The 18,049-nt window shown below is 67.1% G+C and carries 15 protein-coding genes; 5 read left to right on the top strand and 10 right to left on the bottom strand.

Annotated features, from left to right (window positions below; all coding sequences use genetic code 11):
* The first annotated feature begins 1 nt into the window (after position 1).
* Entirely contained in the window at positions 2–3,247 is a 3,246-nt protein-coding gene (locus tag NF557_RS13695) for a type I restriction endonuclease subunit R (protein WP_252620082.1), read from the top strand.
* 814 nt (positions 3,248–4,061) lie between these two features.
* Here the strand turns inward: NF557_RS13695 and NF557_RS13690 are convergent.
* Entirely contained in the window at positions 4,062–4,481 is a 420-nt protein-coding gene (locus NF557_RS13690) for a hypothetical protein (RefSeq protein ID WP_252620081.1), read from the bottom strand.
* 1,674 nt (positions 4,482–6,155) lie between these two features.
* Positions 6,156–7,334 carry an FAD-dependent oxidoreductase gene (locus NF557_RS13685; RefSeq protein ID WP_252620079.1) on the bottom strand — a complete coding sequence of 393 codons (1,179 nt, stop codon included), beginning with the start codon at positions 7,332–7,334 and terminating at the stop codon, positions 6,156–6,158.
* Between the two features lie 118 nt (positions 7,335–7,452).
* Here NF557_RS13685 and NF557_RS13680 point away from each other — a divergent pair, with 118 nt between their 5' ends.
* Positions 7,453–7,608 carry a hypothetical protein gene (locus NF557_RS13680; protein ID WP_252620078.1) on the top strand — a complete coding sequence of 52 codons (156 nt, stop codon included), beginning with the start codon at positions 7,453–7,455 and terminating at the stop codon, positions 7,606–7,608.
* 182 nt (positions 7,609–7,790) lie between these two features.
* Here NF557_RS13680 and NF557_RS13675 read toward each other — a convergent pair whose 3' ends face one another.
* From NF557_RS13675 to NF557_RS13640, 8 genes are all read right to left on the bottom strand, one after another.
* Positions 7,791–8,057, bottom strand: coding sequence for a type II toxin-antitoxin system RelE family toxin (locus NF557_RS13675; RefSeq protein ID WP_252620077.1), 267 nt, complete (start codon positions 8,055–8,057; stop codon positions 7,791–7,793).
* On the bottom strand, positions 8,054–8,329 hold the full coding sequence (gene relB, locus NF557_RS13670; RefSeq protein WP_256855696.1) for a type II toxin-antitoxin system RelB family antitoxin: 276 nt from the start codon (positions 8,327–8,329) through the stop codon (positions 8,054–8,056). The genes NF557_RS13675 and relB overlap by 4 nt, the downstream gene beginning before the upstream one ends.
* 231 nt (positions 8,330–8,560) lie before the next feature.
* Positions 8,561–9,598, bottom strand: a complete 1,038-nt coding sequence (locus tag NF557_RS13665) for an NAD(P)/FAD-dependent oxidoreductase (RefSeq protein ID WP_252620075.1) — start codon at positions 9,596–9,598, stop codon at positions 8,561–8,563.
* Positions 9,595–10,071 carry a hypothetical protein gene (locus NF557_RS13660; protein ID WP_252620074.1) on the bottom strand — a complete coding sequence of 159 codons (477 nt, stop codon included), beginning with the start codon at positions 10,069–10,071 and terminating at the stop codon, positions 9,595–9,597. The genes NF557_RS13665 and NF557_RS13660 overlap by 4 nt, the downstream gene beginning before the upstream one ends.
* Before the next feature lie 15 nt (positions 10,072–10,086).
* Positions 10,087–10,794 carry a DUF4386 domain-containing protein gene (locus tag NF557_RS13655; RefSeq protein WP_252620073.1) on the bottom strand — a complete coding sequence of 236 codons (708 nt, stop codon included), beginning with the start codon at positions 10,792–10,794 and terminating at the stop codon, positions 10,087–10,089.
* A 70-nt stretch (positions 10,795–10,864) separates the two neighbouring features.
* Positions 10,865–11,668: an ABC transporter permease gene (locus NF557_RS13650; RefSeq protein WP_252620072.1), complete on the bottom strand. Its 804-nt coding sequence runs from the start codon at positions 11,666–11,668 to the stop codon at positions 10,865–10,867.
* Positions 11,665–12,564 carry an ABC transporter ATP-binding protein gene (locus tag NF557_RS13645; RefSeq protein ID WP_252620071.1) on the bottom strand — a complete coding sequence of 300 codons (900 nt, stop codon included), beginning with the start codon at positions 12,562–12,564 and terminating at the stop codon, positions 11,665–11,667. Before NF557_RS13645 ends, NF557_RS13650 begins: the two co-directional genes overlap by 4 nt.
* A 46-nt stretch (positions 12,565–12,610) precedes the next feature.
* A complete protein-coding gene (locus NF557_RS13640; protein ID WP_252620070.1) occupies positions 12,611–13,648 on the bottom strand; it encodes an NAD(P)-dependent alcohol dehydrogenase in 1,038 nt (345 codons plus the stop codon).
* Between the two features lie 180 nt (positions 13,649–13,828).
* Here NF557_RS13640 and NF557_RS13635 point away from each other — a divergent pair, with 180 nt between their 5' ends.
* The 3 genes from NF557_RS13635 to NF557_RS13625 all read left to right on the top strand — a co-directional run bounded on the left by NF557_RS13635 (position 13,829) and on the right by NF557_RS13625 (position 18,049).
* Positions 13,829–14,497, top strand: a complete 669-nt coding sequence (locus tag NF557_RS13635) for a response regulator transcription factor (RefSeq protein ID WP_306239320.1) — start codon at positions 13,829–13,831, stop codon at positions 14,495–14,497.
* 100 nt (positions 14,498–14,597) lie between these two features.
* Positions 14,598–15,980, top strand: a complete 1,383-nt coding sequence (locus tag NF557_RS13630) for a sensor histidine kinase (RefSeq protein WP_252620069.1) — start codon at positions 14,598–14,600, stop codon at positions 15,978–15,980.
* Positions 15,977–18,049, top strand: a complete 2,073-nt coding sequence (locus NF557_RS13625; RefSeq protein ID WP_252620068.1) for a sensor histidine kinase — start codon at positions 15,977–15,979, stop codon at positions 18,047–18,049. The genes NF557_RS13630 and NF557_RS13625 overlap by 4 nt, the downstream gene beginning before the upstream one ends.

The following is an 18,049-nucleotide window of genomic DNA, read 5'->3' as shown; positions in this document are numbered from 1 at the left end:
GATGTCGATCAACTTCGCAGGCATCAGTGAGGCGGAGTGGGAGCAGTCCGCGCTTGACGACCTGGCCGAGCAGGGCTGGGAGCCAAAGACCGGCAAGGACATCGCGCCCGGTTCGGGGGAGCGGGAGTCCTGGTCGGAGATCGTCCTGCCAACCCGCTTCCTGGAGGCACTGCAACGGCTCAACCCGAGCGTGCCGGGGCAGTACCTCAAGCAGGCAGCGGAGGAGATCCTGCGACCCACCTCCAACGACGCAATCACCGAGAACCGGCGGGCGCATGTCTACCTGACCGAGGGATACCGCGGGATCAGCTGGATCGACCACGAGGGGGTCGAGCACAACCCGACCATTCGCCTCGTTTCGATCGAGCCGTCTGACAACCAATGGCTTGCGGTGAACCAGGTGACGGTGCGCGACCTCGAGGTGGAGCGCCGTCTGGACTTGGTGCTCTACTGCAACGGCCTCCCCGTCTCCATCCTCGAGCTCAAGAAGGCTGGCTCCCAGACAGCGGACGTTGCTGCCGCGCACGCCCAGCTCCGCACATACGTCCGTGAACTGCCGATGATCTTCCGGTTCGTGGTGTTCAACGTCGCCAGTGATGGAGTCATCGCCAAATACGGCACGCCCTTCACGCCGCTGAACCACTTCTCCCCGTGGAACGTCGATGAAGATGGCAACCCCTTCGCCTACGCGGACCCATCCGACGACGCGGGTCCCGGCACGGGGCTCGAGCAACTCATCGCGGGGGTCTACCACCAGGACCGGTTCCTGCAGCTCCTACGCAACTTCACGGCATACGACAGCACCGGTGACGAAGGACTGCTGAAGCGGATCGCCAAGCCGCACCAGTACTTCGCGGTCAACCGCGCGGTGGGGGAGACCATCAAGGCCGTCGGCTCTCACGGCAAGGCAGGGGTGGTCTGGCACACCCAAGGCTCCGGCAAGTCGATGGAGATGGAGCTCTACACCCACTACGTCCAGCGGCACCCCGCCCTGGAGAACCCGACGGTCATCCTCGTCACCGACCGCACTGAGCTGGACGGCCAACTCTACGGCGGGTTCAAGAGGAGCCTGCTGCTGCCGGAGGACCCGGTGCAGGTGACGAAGCGCGCTCAGCTGCGCTCGATCCTGAGTGACCGGCTGAGCGGCGGGATCATCTTCACCACACTGCAGAAGTTCGGTCTCTCCAAGCAGGAGCGGGAGGCAGGCGACAACCACCCGCTGCTGTCCGACCGACGCAACATCATCGTGGTGGTCGACGAGGCACACCGGAGCCATTATGACGACCTCGACGGCTATGCGCGGCACCTCAAGGACGCCCTGCCGAACGCGACGCTGATCGCCTTCACCGGCACGCCGATCTCGTTCAGCGACCGCAACACCCAGGAGGTGTTCGGCGACTACATCGACATCTATGACCTGACCCGCGCTGTCAACGACGGTGCGACGGTGCCGGTGCACTTCGAGCCACGGCTCATCAAGGTGGGTCTGGTTGACGACGTGACCGAGGACCAACTCGACGCTGCCGCTGATGAGGTCACCGCGGGCCTGGACGACGTCGAGCGCGACAAGGTCGAGCGGAGTGTGGCCGTGGTCAACGCCGTCTATGGCGCACCAGCCCGGGTCGAGAAGCTCGCCGAGGACCTGGTCGCCCACTGGGAGTCCCGGCGGGCGGTGATGGACGAGTTCATCCAAGGACCTGGCAAGGCGCTGATCGTCGGGGCCACCCGGGAGATCTGTGCCCGGCTGTATGACGCGATCGTGGCCCTGCGTCCCGACTGGCACTCCGACGAGCTGGACAAGGGGCGGATCAAGGTCGTCTACTCCGGGGACCCCACCGACGAACCACCGGTGTCCGACCACGTGCGGCGGGAGTCGGAGAACAAGGCGATCAAGGCGCGCCTGAAGAATGAGGATGACGAGCTGGAACTGGTCATCGTCAAGGACATGATGCTGACCGGCTATGACTCGCCCCCGTTGCACACGCTCTATCTCGACCGGCCGCTCAAGGGCGCCCTGCTCATGCAGACGCTGGCCCGCGTCAACCGCACCTTCCGCGGCAAGCATGACGGTCTGCTCGTGGCCTACGCCCCGCTGGCAGAGAACCTGCAGGCGGCGCTCGCGGAATACACCCCATCGGACCAGGAGACGAAGCCGCTGGGCCGAGACTTCAGTGGTGCGATCACGCTGACCCACGAGCTGGTGGACCAGCTTGATGCGCTGACAGCCGGCTTCAACTGGCGTCAGGACTACTCCGATCGCGCCAGTCGCGGTGACGCCAGGGCATGGTTCCACGTAGTGACGCGGATGGTTAACTATCTGCGCAACCCGGCCACACCCGGCAACCAGGCGACCGAAGGATCAGGTGAGGAAGCCGGCATGGGCCTCGCCACGACATACCGCCGGCAGTCCACAGCTCTCGCTCGCGCCTGGGCCCTGTGCTCGGCCTCAGGGCAGCTGGAGGAGATCCGTCCCACGGTGCGCTTCTACGAAGAAGTGCGCGTCTGGATGGCCAAGCTGGACGCTGAGGCGCGCCAGGCCAGCGGCGAGCCGATCCCGGCAGATGTCGAGCGGCTGCTCGGCTCACTCATCGCGCAGAGCACCGAGATCGGGGAGGTGCTCGACATCTATGAGGCGGCTGGCATGCCGCGGCCGAGTCTGATGGATCTGGGACCGGACTTCATCACCCAGACCCAGCAGGCGGAGAACCCGCATCTGGCGATCGAGGCGCTGCGGGACCTTGTGGCACGAGAGTCAATCAAGGCCACCGGCACCAACACGATCCGGCAACGTGCCTTTTCCGAGCGGATTGCTGAGGTCATGCGCAAGTACACCAACCAGCAGCTCACCTCGGCCGAGGTGATCGCCGAGCTCGTCGCTCTCGCGAGGGAGACCGTGGCCGAGCACGATCGCGGCAAGAGGTTTGACCCCCCACTGGAGATCGATGAACTCACCTTCTATGACGCGGTGAGCCTGAACGAGTCCGCCGTCCACACGCTGGGGGAGGGGAAGTTGGCTGAGATCGCGCGTGACCTCGTGACGGTGATGCGCCGCGACATCCGCACGGACTGGACGGTGCGAGAAGACGTGCGGGCCAAGCTGCGGACCACGATCAAGCGGCTGCTGCTCAAGCACGGATATCCACCGGACCAGTCGCAGGCGGCAGTCAAGCAGGTGATGGACCAGATGGAGGCGATGGCTCCGCGTATGCTTACGGCACGCTCTCCTGGCAACCAGACTGGCCGGTAGGCAGGGCGGGCTCTGGTTCCACCGGGCCCTGAGTCAGCGAGGTTTGCTCAACGTGTCCATGCAGTTCTGGCGACAGGGTGCAGAGTGGGCCTCACTACCTCGCTCACCGTGCTGGGCAACTTCCTAGGCAAGCGACCCTGATCGTGGCTGGCGACTCGGCGGGGGCGTCCATGAAAGGAAAGTCGTTGCTCGTCCAACGGACAAACGGGGCCGTTATAGGCCCCTCAAGAGTCTCATGCGCCCAAGCGTGCGTGATCTGGACGTCTGCAGACGGCGGGATGCTGGCCGTACTACGAGGGGGTGAGTGTGTCTCCCTGGCAGGATCCCGAAGTTTGCGCGAGGAGCCGCACGCTGCACATGTACGGCAAACTTGTTGGACTCTATCGCGGGGGACCGAGGGGCCCGCGCAGCGGCGAACTAGGCGTGATGCGGCCGCAACGTAGCGCTGAGCTTGGGTGGGCGTCGGGCGCGACGCTGCCGTCCGGAGCTCGATCTATCAGTCTCGGTGCTGATACGCGCTCTCGCCTTCAGATAGGCAGACACGAACTCCTCATCCGAAGCGAGGAACTCCGTGATGCTCTGAAAAGCCTCCTCCTCCTCCCGTTTGAGAGCCTCCTCATCGCGCTGGGCTCCGTCGGGTGTGGTGTCCACAGCAAGCGGCGTGCCGTCGACCGCCGGGGCGCTCCACACGGCGGAGCCAAGCAAGTGACCTAGTAGGGAACGCACTTCGTAACCTCCCTGAAACGGTGCCGCACCGTCGTAACATTCACGGGTGCGACAGAGTACCACGTCAAGTCAAGCCATCTAGCGGCCATCACATCACCTCATCCCAGGTCTTGTCCACCCCGTCTGGTGCCCTGCCGCTAAACCTCGCGTACATGATCGCCTCGGACAGCCAGAGATAGACCGCGACCAGCATGGTCGCCCCCGACACCACGAGCAGACCTCCCCAGGGCCAAGGATATCCCAAAATCTGACCGTCGGCGTCGCCGAACCTCGGGAAATCTGGTGGCCAGTCGACTTTGAGCGATGCCAGCACTGCAAACACGGATACCGCAAACGTAGTAAGACTAATAACGCGCGCCTTTGCCGAACCGCCAAAAAAGTTGTGCGTTCTGTCTATGCCGACCCAAGCTGCGGCAGCCGCGGGGAATGCTAGGAGTAGCGTGAACATGCTAAGAGTAGCTGGTTCGTCGTATTTATTGAAATAGCTGGCGGCGCCAAAGAGGATCACGAAGGATCCAGCGGCCGTAGCGGCGGCCGATCCTAGCGATCCTGGTGGGCGCTCTCGGAACGTGAAGCTCACCTCGTCCCGCTTCGTGCTCGACTTTGCCCCGCGAATGTACAAATGCGAATACCGCTGCCCTAATCTCCGTCTAAATGCGTGATAGCTGAATTGTAGGGCCAAGTGTCTCGTGGGAAATCCCTGCCGTAATAGGTAGGTGCCCTCTGGGCCAAAGAACTCAAGATGGTAACTCTTCGCCCAGTGTGCGCGGGCCAATGGATATGTGAAATGTAGCGAACGCAAGCCGAGGGCCTTGCCGGGCAGGCCAGCCACCGCCTTGATCGCTTGCACCCATTTTGGTCCACTCCTTCTGCGGTCAAGGATTATTCTCGACCGTGTCTCAAAGATAACGGGAGTAGTCGTTTCATTTGGGCCTGATTCGCTCGCTACCGGAAATAGGGCGATTATGCAATAGCTGCTCGTTAGTAGTGCGGCGGTTCGAGTTAGTATGTCAGCGATGTCGGAGTCTCCGCCCATGGCTCCCTGCAACTTGCCAAGCCATACTTCGGCGTCTCTTCGCTCCCTTCCGATAGGCGGCGGACCCCCAACGTATTCACGCAGGGTTTCCTCGTACTCAGTTAGATAGACATCATACTTTTCATTATCTAATAGAGTGGCGATGCTGTTCAACACGGCGCAACAATACTCTGTCGCTTCAGGGAACGATAGAGACGGAACTTCTGCGCCAGAGGAGTCTAGGACTTGGAAGTCGTCGAACAGGACGCCCTTCTCTGGCCTTAGAACGGGAACTCTCAAGAAGCCGTCGCGTGCTGCCCTATTAGGAGAGTGTAGCCAGTATCGCGTGGAAACCTGGTGTGCTCGCGTCAGCGGGGTGACAGATTCCTTAATGCGGTCGAAGACAACCGCGGGCTGAAGGAGCGCGCGCGAGAAAAGCAACACTTCTTCAGGGGAGTAGATCGGGCTGGGAGTGAAAGAAAGGGGCGGTGCTGGGTCTGGTCTGAGGGTGGTTTCTCGACCCGTGGCCCAGATGCGCACAAAATAGTGAACTATGCTGAGACACGCCACGGCAGCCGCTAGCCAGAGTGACGGCAACTGGCCAGCCTGAAGCGTCTGTACGCATAAATATGAAACGCCCCCGAATGCTGCAATTGCCGTTAACGATTCGGCGAAGCGTCGCGTCTGCGAACGTGCCCCAATCGCCGCGCGCGGTTGGGGTGGTGGACTCTCTTGTGTCACGCCTCCCCCGAAGAGCTGAAAAAGGCACCTTCATCAGGGGGGATCTGGTGCGTTATGTGAGGCGTGTCCCCGAAATTGGCAGTTTGTGGTCGCGGCCGTGGTGTCTCGGGGGGCGCGTGCTTGATCGAAACCGGCAAGAACATGCGTGTGACAATATCGCAGAGTAGCCACGTAATCCGGCTCTTCAACTTCGAGCGTGGTGTGGCGTTGACGTGAGGGTTCGTGGCCCTGCGCCAGCATGGGTGTTGCTCAGGACATCAGTAGCGAGGACCACGAGCGTGTTCAAGCCTATGCATGACGGCTGACGCGGCGTCGATTCTGTTCAACCTGCCCGGCACCGGGTGCTGTCAGTGAGCCGATCCCGACCCCTTGACAACAGAAGGGAGCCGGATCGACGCTGCCCTAAAGTGGGCGGAATGCCTCCGGTCAGACGCGACCCTTGAGGAGCGCTCGGAAGTAGACGACCGGCTCGACATATCGGTCGAAGGCCCACAGCAGGCGGCGGGGGACGGTGAGGTCGATCAGGGTCGTCGTCGGCTGCGGCTTGCCCGTCCGGTCGAACTCGGCGAGCAGCAGGCGTCGCCGGTCCACGGTGATGGGGATGATCGTGTAGCCGTCGTAGTGCCGCAGACTCTCACCGGTCCGTCCGCGCCGGATGTTGTCGGCGAGCACCTCGACCTGGCTGCGCAGTGCCCCGCCAGAGGGGCGCGTGCGCACGTGGGCCACGTCGCCCAGGCTCCACACGCGGGGGAGGCGGTGGTGGGCGAGCGTGCCCGGGTCGATGTCGACCAGGCCGCCGGTGTCGTCACCGGCGAGCGAGGCCAGCCAGCCTGGCGCGCGGTAGTGCGGCACGACAAAGGCCTGGTCCACCTCGTCCACCACCTCCTCGCCGCTCGGGGTGCGCAGCGTGACGGTCCGGGCCTGGTGGTCCAGCGACGCCACGGTCGCGTCGTGGTGGACGGTCACCCCGAACCGCTGCAGGTGTGGCTCCACCCGCCGGTCGGTGAACGGCAGGTCAAGGAGCGAGGAGTATGGCGTGACGAGCCGGACGTCGATGTCGTCCAGGACGCCTTCTCGACGCCAGTGGTCACACGCGAGGAAGAGGGGCTTGAGCGCGGTGCCGCCGCAGGGTGCGGGCTCGGGAGGGATGGTGAAGACCACCCGGCCCCGCGTCATACGCCTGATCGCCGTCCAGGTGTCCTCGGCGCGCGAGCTCAGGTGCGCGGTGACGGACCATCCCGCGTCCATCGCCTCGACCAAGCCGGGGATCGCCGCGAGGTCCGGCTCGAGGCCAGGGGCGATGACGAGGTCGCCGCAGCCGATCCGCTCACCGGTGTCGAGCTCGACCTCGCGCTCGTCGGGGTGAACGGCCACGGCGCGGTGCGGGAGCCAGGTGCAGCCGGTCGGCATGACCGCCGTCATCTGCCGGGTGAGGCGCGACATCGACGCCTGCCCGCCGCCGACGTAGTTGAGCAGCGGTCGGTAGCGGTGGACCGGGTCTGGGGCGATGACTGCCACGTCCCGGCACCCGATGCGGCGCAGCCGCGCGGCCAGCGAGATGCCAGCATTGCCACCACCCACGATGACGACGTCGTGCGATGCCATGGTCTCTCCCGTCCTCGGGTGCTGCCGTTCGCACGAGCCTACGTTCCGCAGCCCAGCACCGCTCTCGAGCTGGCACCCAACCGAGTGTGGCGTGCTTGGCACGTGGAAGAGTGAGCAGATGAAGACCCTCGTCATCGCCCTGCTCGCCCTCTGGCTCGTGTTCGCCCTTGTCGGCGCACTCATCGAAGGACTGCTGTGGTTGCTGTTCATCGGCCTCCTGTTGTTCCTCGCCACCGCCGCCTGGGGCTGGCTCAAGCTGAGGTCGGACCGCTAGTCCCTACGCCACCCCTTCTGAGACCTACGCTTCCTAGACGTGGCAATCTGCATCATCCAGAAGTGCCACGATGGTGGGTCAAGTTCGCACGGCATCCAGTTGGTGCGTGCTGCGTTGCCTATTCGTCAGGAATCATCGGCGTGTTGCTCCGACCCGCCTTGCGACGCCCGACTCCGACGGATTCATGAGCCGTAGATGCTGCTCCGGTTGCCGACGTCGAGGGCGATGATGACGAGTTCGCCGCGCCGGATGTCGAGGATCACACGGTAGTCGCCCACCCGTAACCCCCACAGACCCGTGTAGGGACCCGACAGGGCCTTGCATCGTTGCGTCGGGTCGTCCAGCTTCTCCAGTGCGGTGAGGGCCTTCAACACTCGCGCTGCAGCCTGTCGGTTCAACTTCTTTAACGCCCGGTCGAAGTCACGGTCGGTGCGGATGCTCCACGTCATGCAGGCTGGTCAGGCGTCGCGTCCAGGTCCTCGCGGGTGATGCCCATCTCGGACATCAGCTCCTCAAGCGGCCGGGTATCGCGCTGGCCGGCGCGGATGGCTTCCGCTCGAGCGGCCACCCCGTAGGCATACTCCAGGTCATCGATCCCAGCGGTGACCAGTTCGCGGAGGTAGAAACTCTTCGACCGTCCCGTGGCTGCCGCTAGCCGTGAGAGTCGTTCGTCAACATCCACCGGGAGACGAAGAGACCGGGGAACATCACTGACTGTCACAGCGCACCTCCATGACTACACGTAGTCACACCACGGTAAACCACTCTCGGTCGCAAGGGCCTCTGCGGCAATGCGCACAGTGGCGCTGTCGGAGGTCTGCCCCAGGTCGCCAGCAAGCACTCGGACAAGGTGCTCCATTGCCGTGTGCGCCACCCCGTCACCAGATGCGCGCGTGGCACTCGTCGAATGATCCCGCCCGGGTCGACGACGACCAGCGCCAGACGGTGTTTCTCAGGACGCAACGTCGCGGTGGAAGTCGCGGACGGCGTTGCGGACGTCTTCCTCGACAAGGTCTGCGTTCAGCGCGATGGCCGATGCAGAGCCGGCTCCCGCGGCGGTGATGACCTGCGCGCGGGGGTCCACGACGTTCCCGGCAGCCCAGATGCCGGGGACGCTGGTGCGGCCGGTGGCGTCGGTGGTCACCCAACCGTCGTCGTTGACCTCGCAGCCGAGGCCGGCCAGGAGGCCGGTGTGAGGCACGAAGCGAGGCGGGACGAACAGCGCATCACGAGGCACGACGCAGCCGTCACTCAGCTGCACGCCGACGAGCTGGTCATCCTCGATGACGAGTTGCGCGACCGTGCCCTCCCTGACCCTGATGGCCCGGGCGACGAGCTCGGACCGCTCAGCGGCGGTGAGGAGGTCGGGTGGGGTGAAGTAGACCAGGTCGTGGGTCCACTGGCGCACGATCTGGGCGTAACGCACCGCGCCTGGAGAGCCGCCGATGACGCCCAGCTGGCGGTCGCGGACCTCGTGCCCGTGGCAGTACGGGCAGTGCAGCACGTCGCGAGCCCACCGATCGGACAGGCCGGGGATGTCGGGCAGCTCATCGTGAAGACCAGTGGTGACGAGCAGGCGCCGGGCTGGGATCCGCTGCCCGTCGCCGAGAAGCACCCAGAAGCCGTTGCGGCCGTCCGGCACCAGGTCAGTGACCGTGCCCGCGACAACCTCGCCGCTATATCGCGTCACCTCATCACGCCCCACCGCGAGGAGCTCATGAGGTGGGAGGCCGTCCCGCGAGAGGTAGCCGTGCATGTGGGAGGCGGGGGCGTTGCGTGGCGCGCCGGCGTCGACCACGAGGACCTTGCGGCGGGCGCGGGAGAGGACCAGCGCCGCGGACAGGCCCGCGGCTCCTCCGCCGATGACCACTACGTCGTAGTAGGCCAGGTCGCCAGGTGGCGTCCGTTCGGGCCTGGGCAGGGCTGCTTTGTCGGACCTTATGGGTATCGGCCGGTGAAGAGCGGGGTAGCCGTGACGGACCACGATCATGACTCCCGTCGCGGCGGCCCGGCTTGCCGGGTCGGGTGACCGGGCAAGCCACTTCGCGCGAGGACAAGGCAGAGGGTGAACATGACGAGGGTGAAGGGTCCCCAGCCGAAGCGTTCCCAGGGGCTGGATGAGGCGAAGTTCATCAGCGCCCCCAGGCCCAGGAGGCCCACCAGCACCCAGGTGCCCACCCGGAAGACACGTTCCGGCAAGGGAACGAGGGCACGCCCTCCACGAGCCAGCACAAGCAGCGTGGCGAAGAGCCACACAAGAGTGGAGAACCCGGTCACGAGCCGGAAGCTGTCGGGGAGTTGCCCGGGGTTCGTGCCTCCCAGGGCAGCAGCGCCGAACGGTGCACCGAACGTGAGGGCGACTTGGAATGCCGTCACGACCAGGAGGCCGGCCGCCAACACGACAGCCACTCTGGGTCGCAGGGATTGGTCGTGGATGCGTTGTGGCTTCGTTGTGGTGAGCATGATGGGTTCCTGACTTCAGGCCGCGGCGATGAGTTGTTCGGCGGGACGCATAGTTCGCACGCCTCGGACCAGCAGGTAGACAAGCAGCGCGCCCTCGGCGACCACGAACAGGGTGACCAGCGCCGGGTTGACTGCATCGGCGAACTCGGGGGCGAGGAACTGCAGCGCCACGTCGAGGAGGTAGCCGACTGAGGCGACCATGAGGAGCTGGCCCAGCAGGCGGGGGAACATCCCGGAACGGATAGCGAGAAGCCCGAGCGGGAACAGCCACAGCCCGAAGAAAATCTGTGCGATGAGGTAGCCGTAGTGCTGCAGGTCAAGCATCAGCAGCACCAGTGCCTCCGAGCCCTGGGAGTCGAACGCCGCGGCGTATGCGGAGTCGGTGGCGACCAGGAGCGCGCCGAGCTGGTGGACCATGTTGAGGCAGATGAGGGCGACCGCGATGACGACGAAGATGACCATCGCGCGGGCCACGTTCTTGCCCGCGTGGTGCAACAGCCGGTAGAGCGTCATGACGACGAACACGAGGAACGTTGCCTGCACGAGGTCGGCGACAAAGCTGTAGTTGACCAGAGAGGCTTTGGCCACGATGTTCTCCGCCGAGGCCGCGGCGTCGCCCGGCACGTAGACCAGAGCCCGGACCACGTGCGCAAAGGCGCCGAGGACGGCGACCACCAGGTAGTACAACCCCGCGGTGCGGGCGAGGCGCTTCTGAGAATCCATGATGTGCTCCTTCGTTTGGAATGTGCTGTCTGAGTGATAAAGCCAGTAGGGGACTCGGAGGTTGTGGCGGCTACTTGACCTCGGCTCGCATGACGAACCGCAGTCCGAGGAGCAGGGGGATGAGGAGCCAGAGTGTGCTGCTGACGCCGATCTGGGCCCACTGCTCGCCGGTCAGGGACCGTTCGAAGATGAACAGGCCGCTCTGCGCGAACTGCATGTCGATCCAGGGCTGCAGGTCGTGGAACCACTGTTGGTAGGTCGCCAGCAGGCCGAACAGCGTCGGCACCAGGAAGGTGTAGGCGAAGTAGGCGACGAGCGCGCCGGTGGAGGAGCGGATGAGCACTCCGAGCATGAAGCCCACCAGGAGACTGAGGATCATGCCGAGGACGTAGTACAGGACCTGGGTGGTCGTCACGTCCCAGACCATGGGCGCGCCCGTCACGGCGCCGGCCACCAGGTTGCCGAGCGCGCCCACGGCGAAGGTCACGACCATCGCTGCGATGGCGATGACCACGGAGGCGGTCGCCTTGGCGGCGATGATCCTGCCCCGGTGCGGCACGAGGGTGAAGGTCGTGAGGCCGGTGCGTTGGGTCCACTCACCGGTGACGGCGAGGATCGCGATGAGGGGCAGGATGACCACCACGGGGAAGCGGATCGCGGTGGCGAACGTGGAGTAGGTGAGCTGGTCCTCCGGCGCGAAGACGATGACGCCGATCGTCGCCAGGACTGCGGAGATGGCGATGCTGGCGATCAGCCAGAAACCGGAGCGGGTGTCGAACATCTTGCGGAGCTCGACGGCCGCGACCCTGGTGAGGGGGATCCGGGGGATCGCGACGTGGGGGGTGTGGACGATGTCGGCTGGGATGGCACTCATGCCAGCACTCCTTCTCGCTGGGTGGTGGAGGTGAGCTCGAGGAACATGTCCTCGAGGCCGGCGCTGTCGGCGGCTCGGAGCTCGCTGAGAGCGACCCCCGCCTGGTGCGCGACGTGGCCCACGAGGGTGGCGTCGGCGTCGGTGTGCAGGGCGCCGTCTCGCGACGGGCTTGCCGTCAGTCCCCACGCCGTCAGGGCCCGCTCCAGGGCGGGGAGGTCGCTAGCCCGCACGAGCGTGCCGGCCGCGTGCAGCAGTTTTGACTTGGCGCCCTGGGAGACGATCCGGCCGTGGCCGATCATGACGATGTCGTCGGCGATGACCTCGATCTCGTGGAGCAGGTGGGAGGAGAGCAGGACGGTGCCGCCGCGGTCGGCGTAGCCGCGCAGCAGGTCGCGCATCCAGCGGATGCCGGCCGGGTCCAGCCCGTTGGCGGGCTCATCGAGGATGAGCACCTGCGGGTCACCGATGAGTGCTGCGGCGATGCCGAGCCGCTGGCGCATGCCGAGGGAGTAGTCGCGGACGCGCCGGTCCGCTTCGGTGGGCGTGAGGCTGACCAGGTTGAGCATCTCCTCCACCCGTCGCCGGTGCAGGCCCATGAACTGTGCGGCGACGCCGAGCGTCTCCCGTCCGGTGCGGCCGGCGTGCTGGGCTGAAGCGTCGAGGAGCACGCCGACCTCGAGGCCAGGGTTCGGCAAGTCCACGAACCGGCGCCCGTGCACGGTGGCGGTGCCGGTGGTGGCGGGGGTGAGCCCGACCAGCACCCGCATGGTGGTGGACTTCCCGGCGCCGTTGGGCCCGAGGAAGCCGGTCACCCGTCCTGCGGCGGCGGTGAAGCTGACGTCGTCGACGGCGATGGTGGTGCCGTACTTCTTGGTGAGCTGCTCGATGACGATCATGGAGCCGACCTTTCTTGGGTGGGTGAGGCGATGTTTTGGTGGGGGGTCAGAACGCGACGACGGTCTTGCCGCGTGCTGCGCCGTCAGCCAGGTGGGTGATGGCGGCGTCGACCTCGGCGAGCGGGTACGTCCGGTCAATGGCGGGCCTCACCTGGCCGGTCTGGAGCATCCCCGCGAGCACCTCGAGGTCCTCGGCGTTCTCCGAGGCGATGAACGACCCGAGCTGCTGACCCAGGAACGGGGAGAGCATCAGGGCGCGCACCGTGCGGCCCATGCCGCCGAGCCAGCGTTCGTCCGTCTCGCCTCCGACGAGGACCAGCACTCCGCGTGCGGCCAGCGCGCGCCGTAGGTGGGTGAGCGTCCGGTTGCCGCCGATGTCGAGGATCACGTCGTAGCGCTGCTCACCACTGGCGAAGTCGGTCGTCGTGTAGTCGATGACGTGGTCGGCACCCAGGGCGGTGACGTGGTCGAGCTTGGCTGAGCTGCCCACGCCGGTGACTGTGGCCCCGTAGGCCTTGGCGATCTGGACGGCGAACCCGCCCACTCCGCCGGAGGCACCGATGACCAGGACGTGCTGGCCGGTGTGAACCCGCCCGTGGTCGCGCACGGCCTGCAGCGCGGTGACGCCGGAGACGGGGACCGCCGCGGCCTCGGAGAAGGAGACACCGGGCGGTTGGAGCGCGAGCTTGGCCGGCTTGGCGCACACGTATTCGGCGAACGATCCGTCACACGTGCCGAACACCTCGTCCCCCGGGGTGAACGTGCTGACGGCCCGCCCCACGGCCGCGACGGTGCCCGCGAGGCTGCGGCCGGGGTTGAGGTGCTTGGGCGCGCGCAGTCCGAACCCGGCGAGGCGGATGGGGTAGGGGACTCCGGCCATGATGTGCCAGGTGCCGCGGTCGACGCTGGCAGCGCGGACGCGGATCAGCACCTCGTCATCGGCGGGTGCCGGCCGGCTCACCGTGGCGAGCTTGAGGACCTGCGAGGGGTCGGTCCCGTAGCGGGTGTGAACGATGGCGTTCATCACCGGGGCCGTGTCACCGTGCGGTGACACGGTCGAGGGTGTGCGTGCGGTGTGTGCCATGGTGACGTCCTGTCGTGGTCGACGCGTGCCTTGGTGCGCGCGGTTGGCTTGTCGTGTTTGACGCTACGAACTGCGGTGCTGCGACACGATGGGGCAGGCAGCACGACCCGGTGGGCCAGCCCCCCGTGCGCGGGCGGGTGACCCCACGGCCGGCGGTCACTGTGGCCTACAGTCGTTGGCATGGTGCTGCGGGTCGTCTTCGCCGACGACAACTTCCTGGTCCGGGAAGGGGTCTCGGGACTGCTGGCGCAGGTTGACGGACTGGAGGTCGTGGCCGCCGTCGGTGACGCGCCCAGCCTGCTGCGTGCCGTGGAGCTGCACTCACCTGACGCGGTGCTCACCGACATACGGATGCCTCCCACCAACACCAAGGAAGGGATCGAGGCGGCCAAGCAGATCCGCGCCCGGCATCCGGGCACCGGTGTCGTCGTCCTCTCGCAGTATGTCGAGGAGGACTACGCCTTCGAGCTGCTCGCCGACGGTGTGGCCGGCATGGGCTACCTGCTCAAGGAACGGGTGTCAGACCTCGACGAGCTGGCGCGGGCCCTGCACCAGGTCGCCAGTGGCGGGTCCGTGCTGGACCCATCGGTGGTGGAAGCGCTGCTCGCCCGCCGAGGCGCCGACGCCCCGCTTCTCGGCCTGACCGACCGGGAGCGAGAGGTCCTCGAGCAGATGGCCACCGGCCGCAACAACGCTGCCATCGCCCAGGTCCTGTTCATGAGCGATCGTGCCGTGGAGAAGCACATCGGAGCCGTCTTCCAGAAGCTTGGGCTCGTCGAGGAACGTGCAGTGAACCGTCGCGTCAGCGCGGTCCTGGCCTACCTGGAGGCCAGCGGCACGGGCCGTTGAGCCTGCTGTCGGGAGGCTGAGCGACGCAGTGGGGGCAGCCGCGAGTCCGGGCTCGGGACGGCCCCCTTCCCGTGGGGCGCGCAGAGGAGCACACTGCCTTATGCGGACCCGCAGCGTGCTACCCCGCCTGCGCCACCCCTGGGTCGGGCGGCTGGCCGTCATGGCGGTGCTGCTCGGGCTCGTCGTCGGGGTGTATGTCGTCGTGGTCCTGGCGGGCGGCGTCCTCATCGGGAGCACAGACTCACCGTCCGTGCTGCTGTCGGTGCTGGCCACCGTGGTCGTTGCGCTGCTGTTCGCGCCCGTGCAGGCAGCGCTCGAACGGAGCGTGGCCCGGGCCGGGCACCACAGCGTCGCCACACCGTATGACGTGCTGAGCCGGTTCTCCGAGGACCTCACCACGGGCGGCACCACAGATGGGCTGCCCGGTCGGATGGCGAAGCTGTTGGCGGAGGGGACCGGTGCGCAGTGGGCGCAGGTCTGGCTGGTCGTCGCCGGTCGGCTGACCCTGGCCGGCACCTGGCCGGTCGACGCCGGCACCGACACCAGGCAGCCATCCGTGCAGCTCACGGGCCAGGCCGGTGCCGAGGAGGCCGGACGGCGGTCCATGCAGGTCAGGCACGACGGTCAGCTCCTGGGGGTGCTGCGGTTGCAGGAGCGTCCTGGACTTGCGCTGACTGCGGTGGAGCAACGGCTGTTCGCCGGGCTCGTGGGGCAGGCTGGTCTCGTCCTGCGCCTGGTAGCGCTCCAGGCCCAGCTCGAAGCCCGCCACGATGAGCTGGTGGGTCATGCCGACGACCTGCGCGCCTCCCGGCAGCGGTTGGTCGACACGCAGGACGCGGAGCGGCGGCGCCTGGAGCGGGACATGCACGACGGTGCCCAGCAGCACCTGGTCGCGCTGGCCGTCAACCTGCGCCTCGCCCAGGCAGTTGCAGAAAGCTCCCCACAACGCGCGGCGCAGCTGCTGGCGTCGCAGGCGGATGCGGCGCTGGAGACCATCGCGACGCTCAGCTCGTTGTCCCGTGGCATCTACCCCACGCTGCTGCAGGAGGCCGGCTTGCTGGTCGCCCTGCGCTCCGCCCTCGCCGCCAGCCCCACCCCCGTCACCGTGCACCCCGCCCCGCTGGGGCGCCTGCCGGCGCCGGTGGAGGCAGCACTGTATTTCTGCGCACTCGAGGCGGTCCAGAACGCCACCAAGCACTCTGGTGCCGACCACGTGAGCGTGGAGGTGGTGCAGGAGGACCAGCACCACTGGTCGCTCACCGTGGTCGACGACGGCGTGGGGTTCGACAGCGAGCTGCTCCTCGCCGAGGCAGGCTCGGGTGGTCTCCTTAACATGGCCGACCGGCTCAGCGCGGTCGGCGGAACCGTCGACGTCTCCTCGCGCCCCGGTGGGGGGACGAGCGTGACCGCACGAGTGCCCTGTGAGGAGTGCCTGGATCCGGCACCGACCGCGCCCGCCCTGCGCCCGGTGGTGCCAGCGTGAGGCGCCGCCTGGCCTGGGCAGTCGTCGGCATCACCCTGGTGGCGATCGTCCTCGACACGGTGTTCACGGCGGCCCACCGGTCGCTGCTGAGCGAGGCCACGTGGGCGGACCACGGCTGGCCGTTGACCCCGTTGGCCAGCCTCGGGTGCGCGCTGATGGGGGCCCTCATCGTGTCGCACGACCCCAGACAGCGGGTCGGGTGGCTGCTGAGCGTCGCCAGCCTGCTCTCGGTGACCATGGCCGGTGAGGCCTACAGCATCTGGGTCCTGGACGGAGACGGCCCCGGGAGCCCGCGCTGGGCGCACCTCAGCGCGTGGGCGGCGCCGCTGCTGGGCTGGCCCGCGTTCGTGGCGCTCATCATGGTGTTCCTGATTGCCCCTGATGGTCATCTCCTGTCACCGCGGTGGCGCTGGGCCGTCCGGGCCACGGTCGCGGGCCTGGTGCTGCACACGTTGGGGTCACTGTTCACCCCGCCAGCCGAGTTCGTCGTCGGGCAGCAGTACGGGGGCGGCACCACAGCGACTGTCCTACTCACCGTCGGCTACCTGCTGGTCGCTGCCGGTCTCATTGCCTCCGCCGTGTCGTTGCTGGTCAGGCTGCGGCGCGCGCGGGACGACGCCCGACGGCAGCTGCTGTGGATCGCCTCCTCCGCGACGTTCCTGGCCGTCGGCGTCGTCGTCGTTCTCGTGGTCCCGCGGTTGCAGGGTGAAGAAGGGACCTGGATTGCGGGTCTGCCGCTGCGGCTGGCCCAGATCGCTGTCCCGATCTGTGTGGCCGTCGCCGTCCTGCGGCACCGTCTGCTGGAGATCGACCTCATCATCAACAGGGCTCTCGTCCTTGCCCTGGCGACCGTGGTGGCGGCTGCCGGCTACGTCCTCGTCGTGGTGCTGGCGGGGTCGGTCGTGAGCGGGGGCACCGGCAGTTTCTGGCTCTCACTGCTGGCGACCGCGGTCGTGGCCACGGCGTTCCAGCCGCTGCGCGGGAGAGTGCTCCGGGCTGCTGACCGGGTGGCCTTCGGTGAAGCCGCCGCCCCATATGAGGCACTCGCGAGCTTCAGCCTCCGACTCGGTGAGCGCCCGGACCCGGCGGGGCTGCTGCCCGCCATGGCGCAGGCCACCGCGCAGGCTGTCAACGCACACCACGCGGTCGTGCGACTGGACGTGGAGCACGGGCAGGACCAGTTCGCCCGGTGGCCGCAGCAGGGTCTGGACAACCCGGGCGGATCGACGATCGAGGTGCCCATCGTGCACGGCGGGTTGCGACTGGGCAGTGTGACGGTCGCCATGGCACCCGGACACCCGCTGCGGGCGCGTGAGCATCGGCTGGTGGTCGACCTTGCCGACCAGGCCGGCTTGGCCTTCCGCAACGCGCGGCTGACGGCCGAGCTGTCCGGCCAGGTGGAGCAGCTTCGTGAGCGCACCGAGGAGCTGGCGCAGTCCCGTCGTCGATTGATCAACGCCGGTGACGCCGAGCGAAGCCGTCTCCAGCGGGCGATAGCCGGTCAGGTCATCCCACACCTGGAGGCCATGCCGGAGCGGCTCCGCCGGCTGTCCCGTCCCGAGAGCGCGGACCACGTGCCGCTCGGTCCCGCACAGCTAGAACCGCTGGTGACCTCCGTGACCAGTGCACTCGAGGCCCTGCGCGAGATCACGCGGGGGGTGTTCCCGGCCCAGCTCGCCCGATCCGGACTGCCCGCGGCGCTCCGCTCTCTCCTGGCCCGTGCGGACACCTCGGGGCAGCTGTTCGCGGCTGATGGGGATGCCGGTCGACGACTCGACGCGCGCACTGAAGCAGCTGCGTACTTCTGTGTGGCCGAGCTTGCCGGCGAACTCGGTCAGCCGGTCAGCGTCCGCCTGGGGGTGTGGCACGGCGAGCTGTCGGTTGAGGTGTCGGGGGAGGGCCGATTCCCTGAGCTCGACCTCCGGCACCTGACAGACCGGGTTGACGCGGCCGGAGGGTCCATCGCCCTGACCGCGTCGGAGAACCGCACGGTGGTCACGGTCTCCCTCCCGGCGACCGAGAGGGCGGCCACCGGGGTGCGCCTGGCTCGTCAACCAGCTGGGGGATGA

Source organism: Ornithinimicrobium cryptoxanthini, from assembly GCF_023923205.1.
GTDB lineage: Bacteria > Actinomycetota > Actinomycetes > Actinomycetales > Dermatophilaceae > Ornithinicoccus > Ornithinicoccus cryptoxanthini.
Note: the sequence above shows the minus strand (reverse complement) of the source record. Positions and strands in the feature narration are given on the sequence as shown.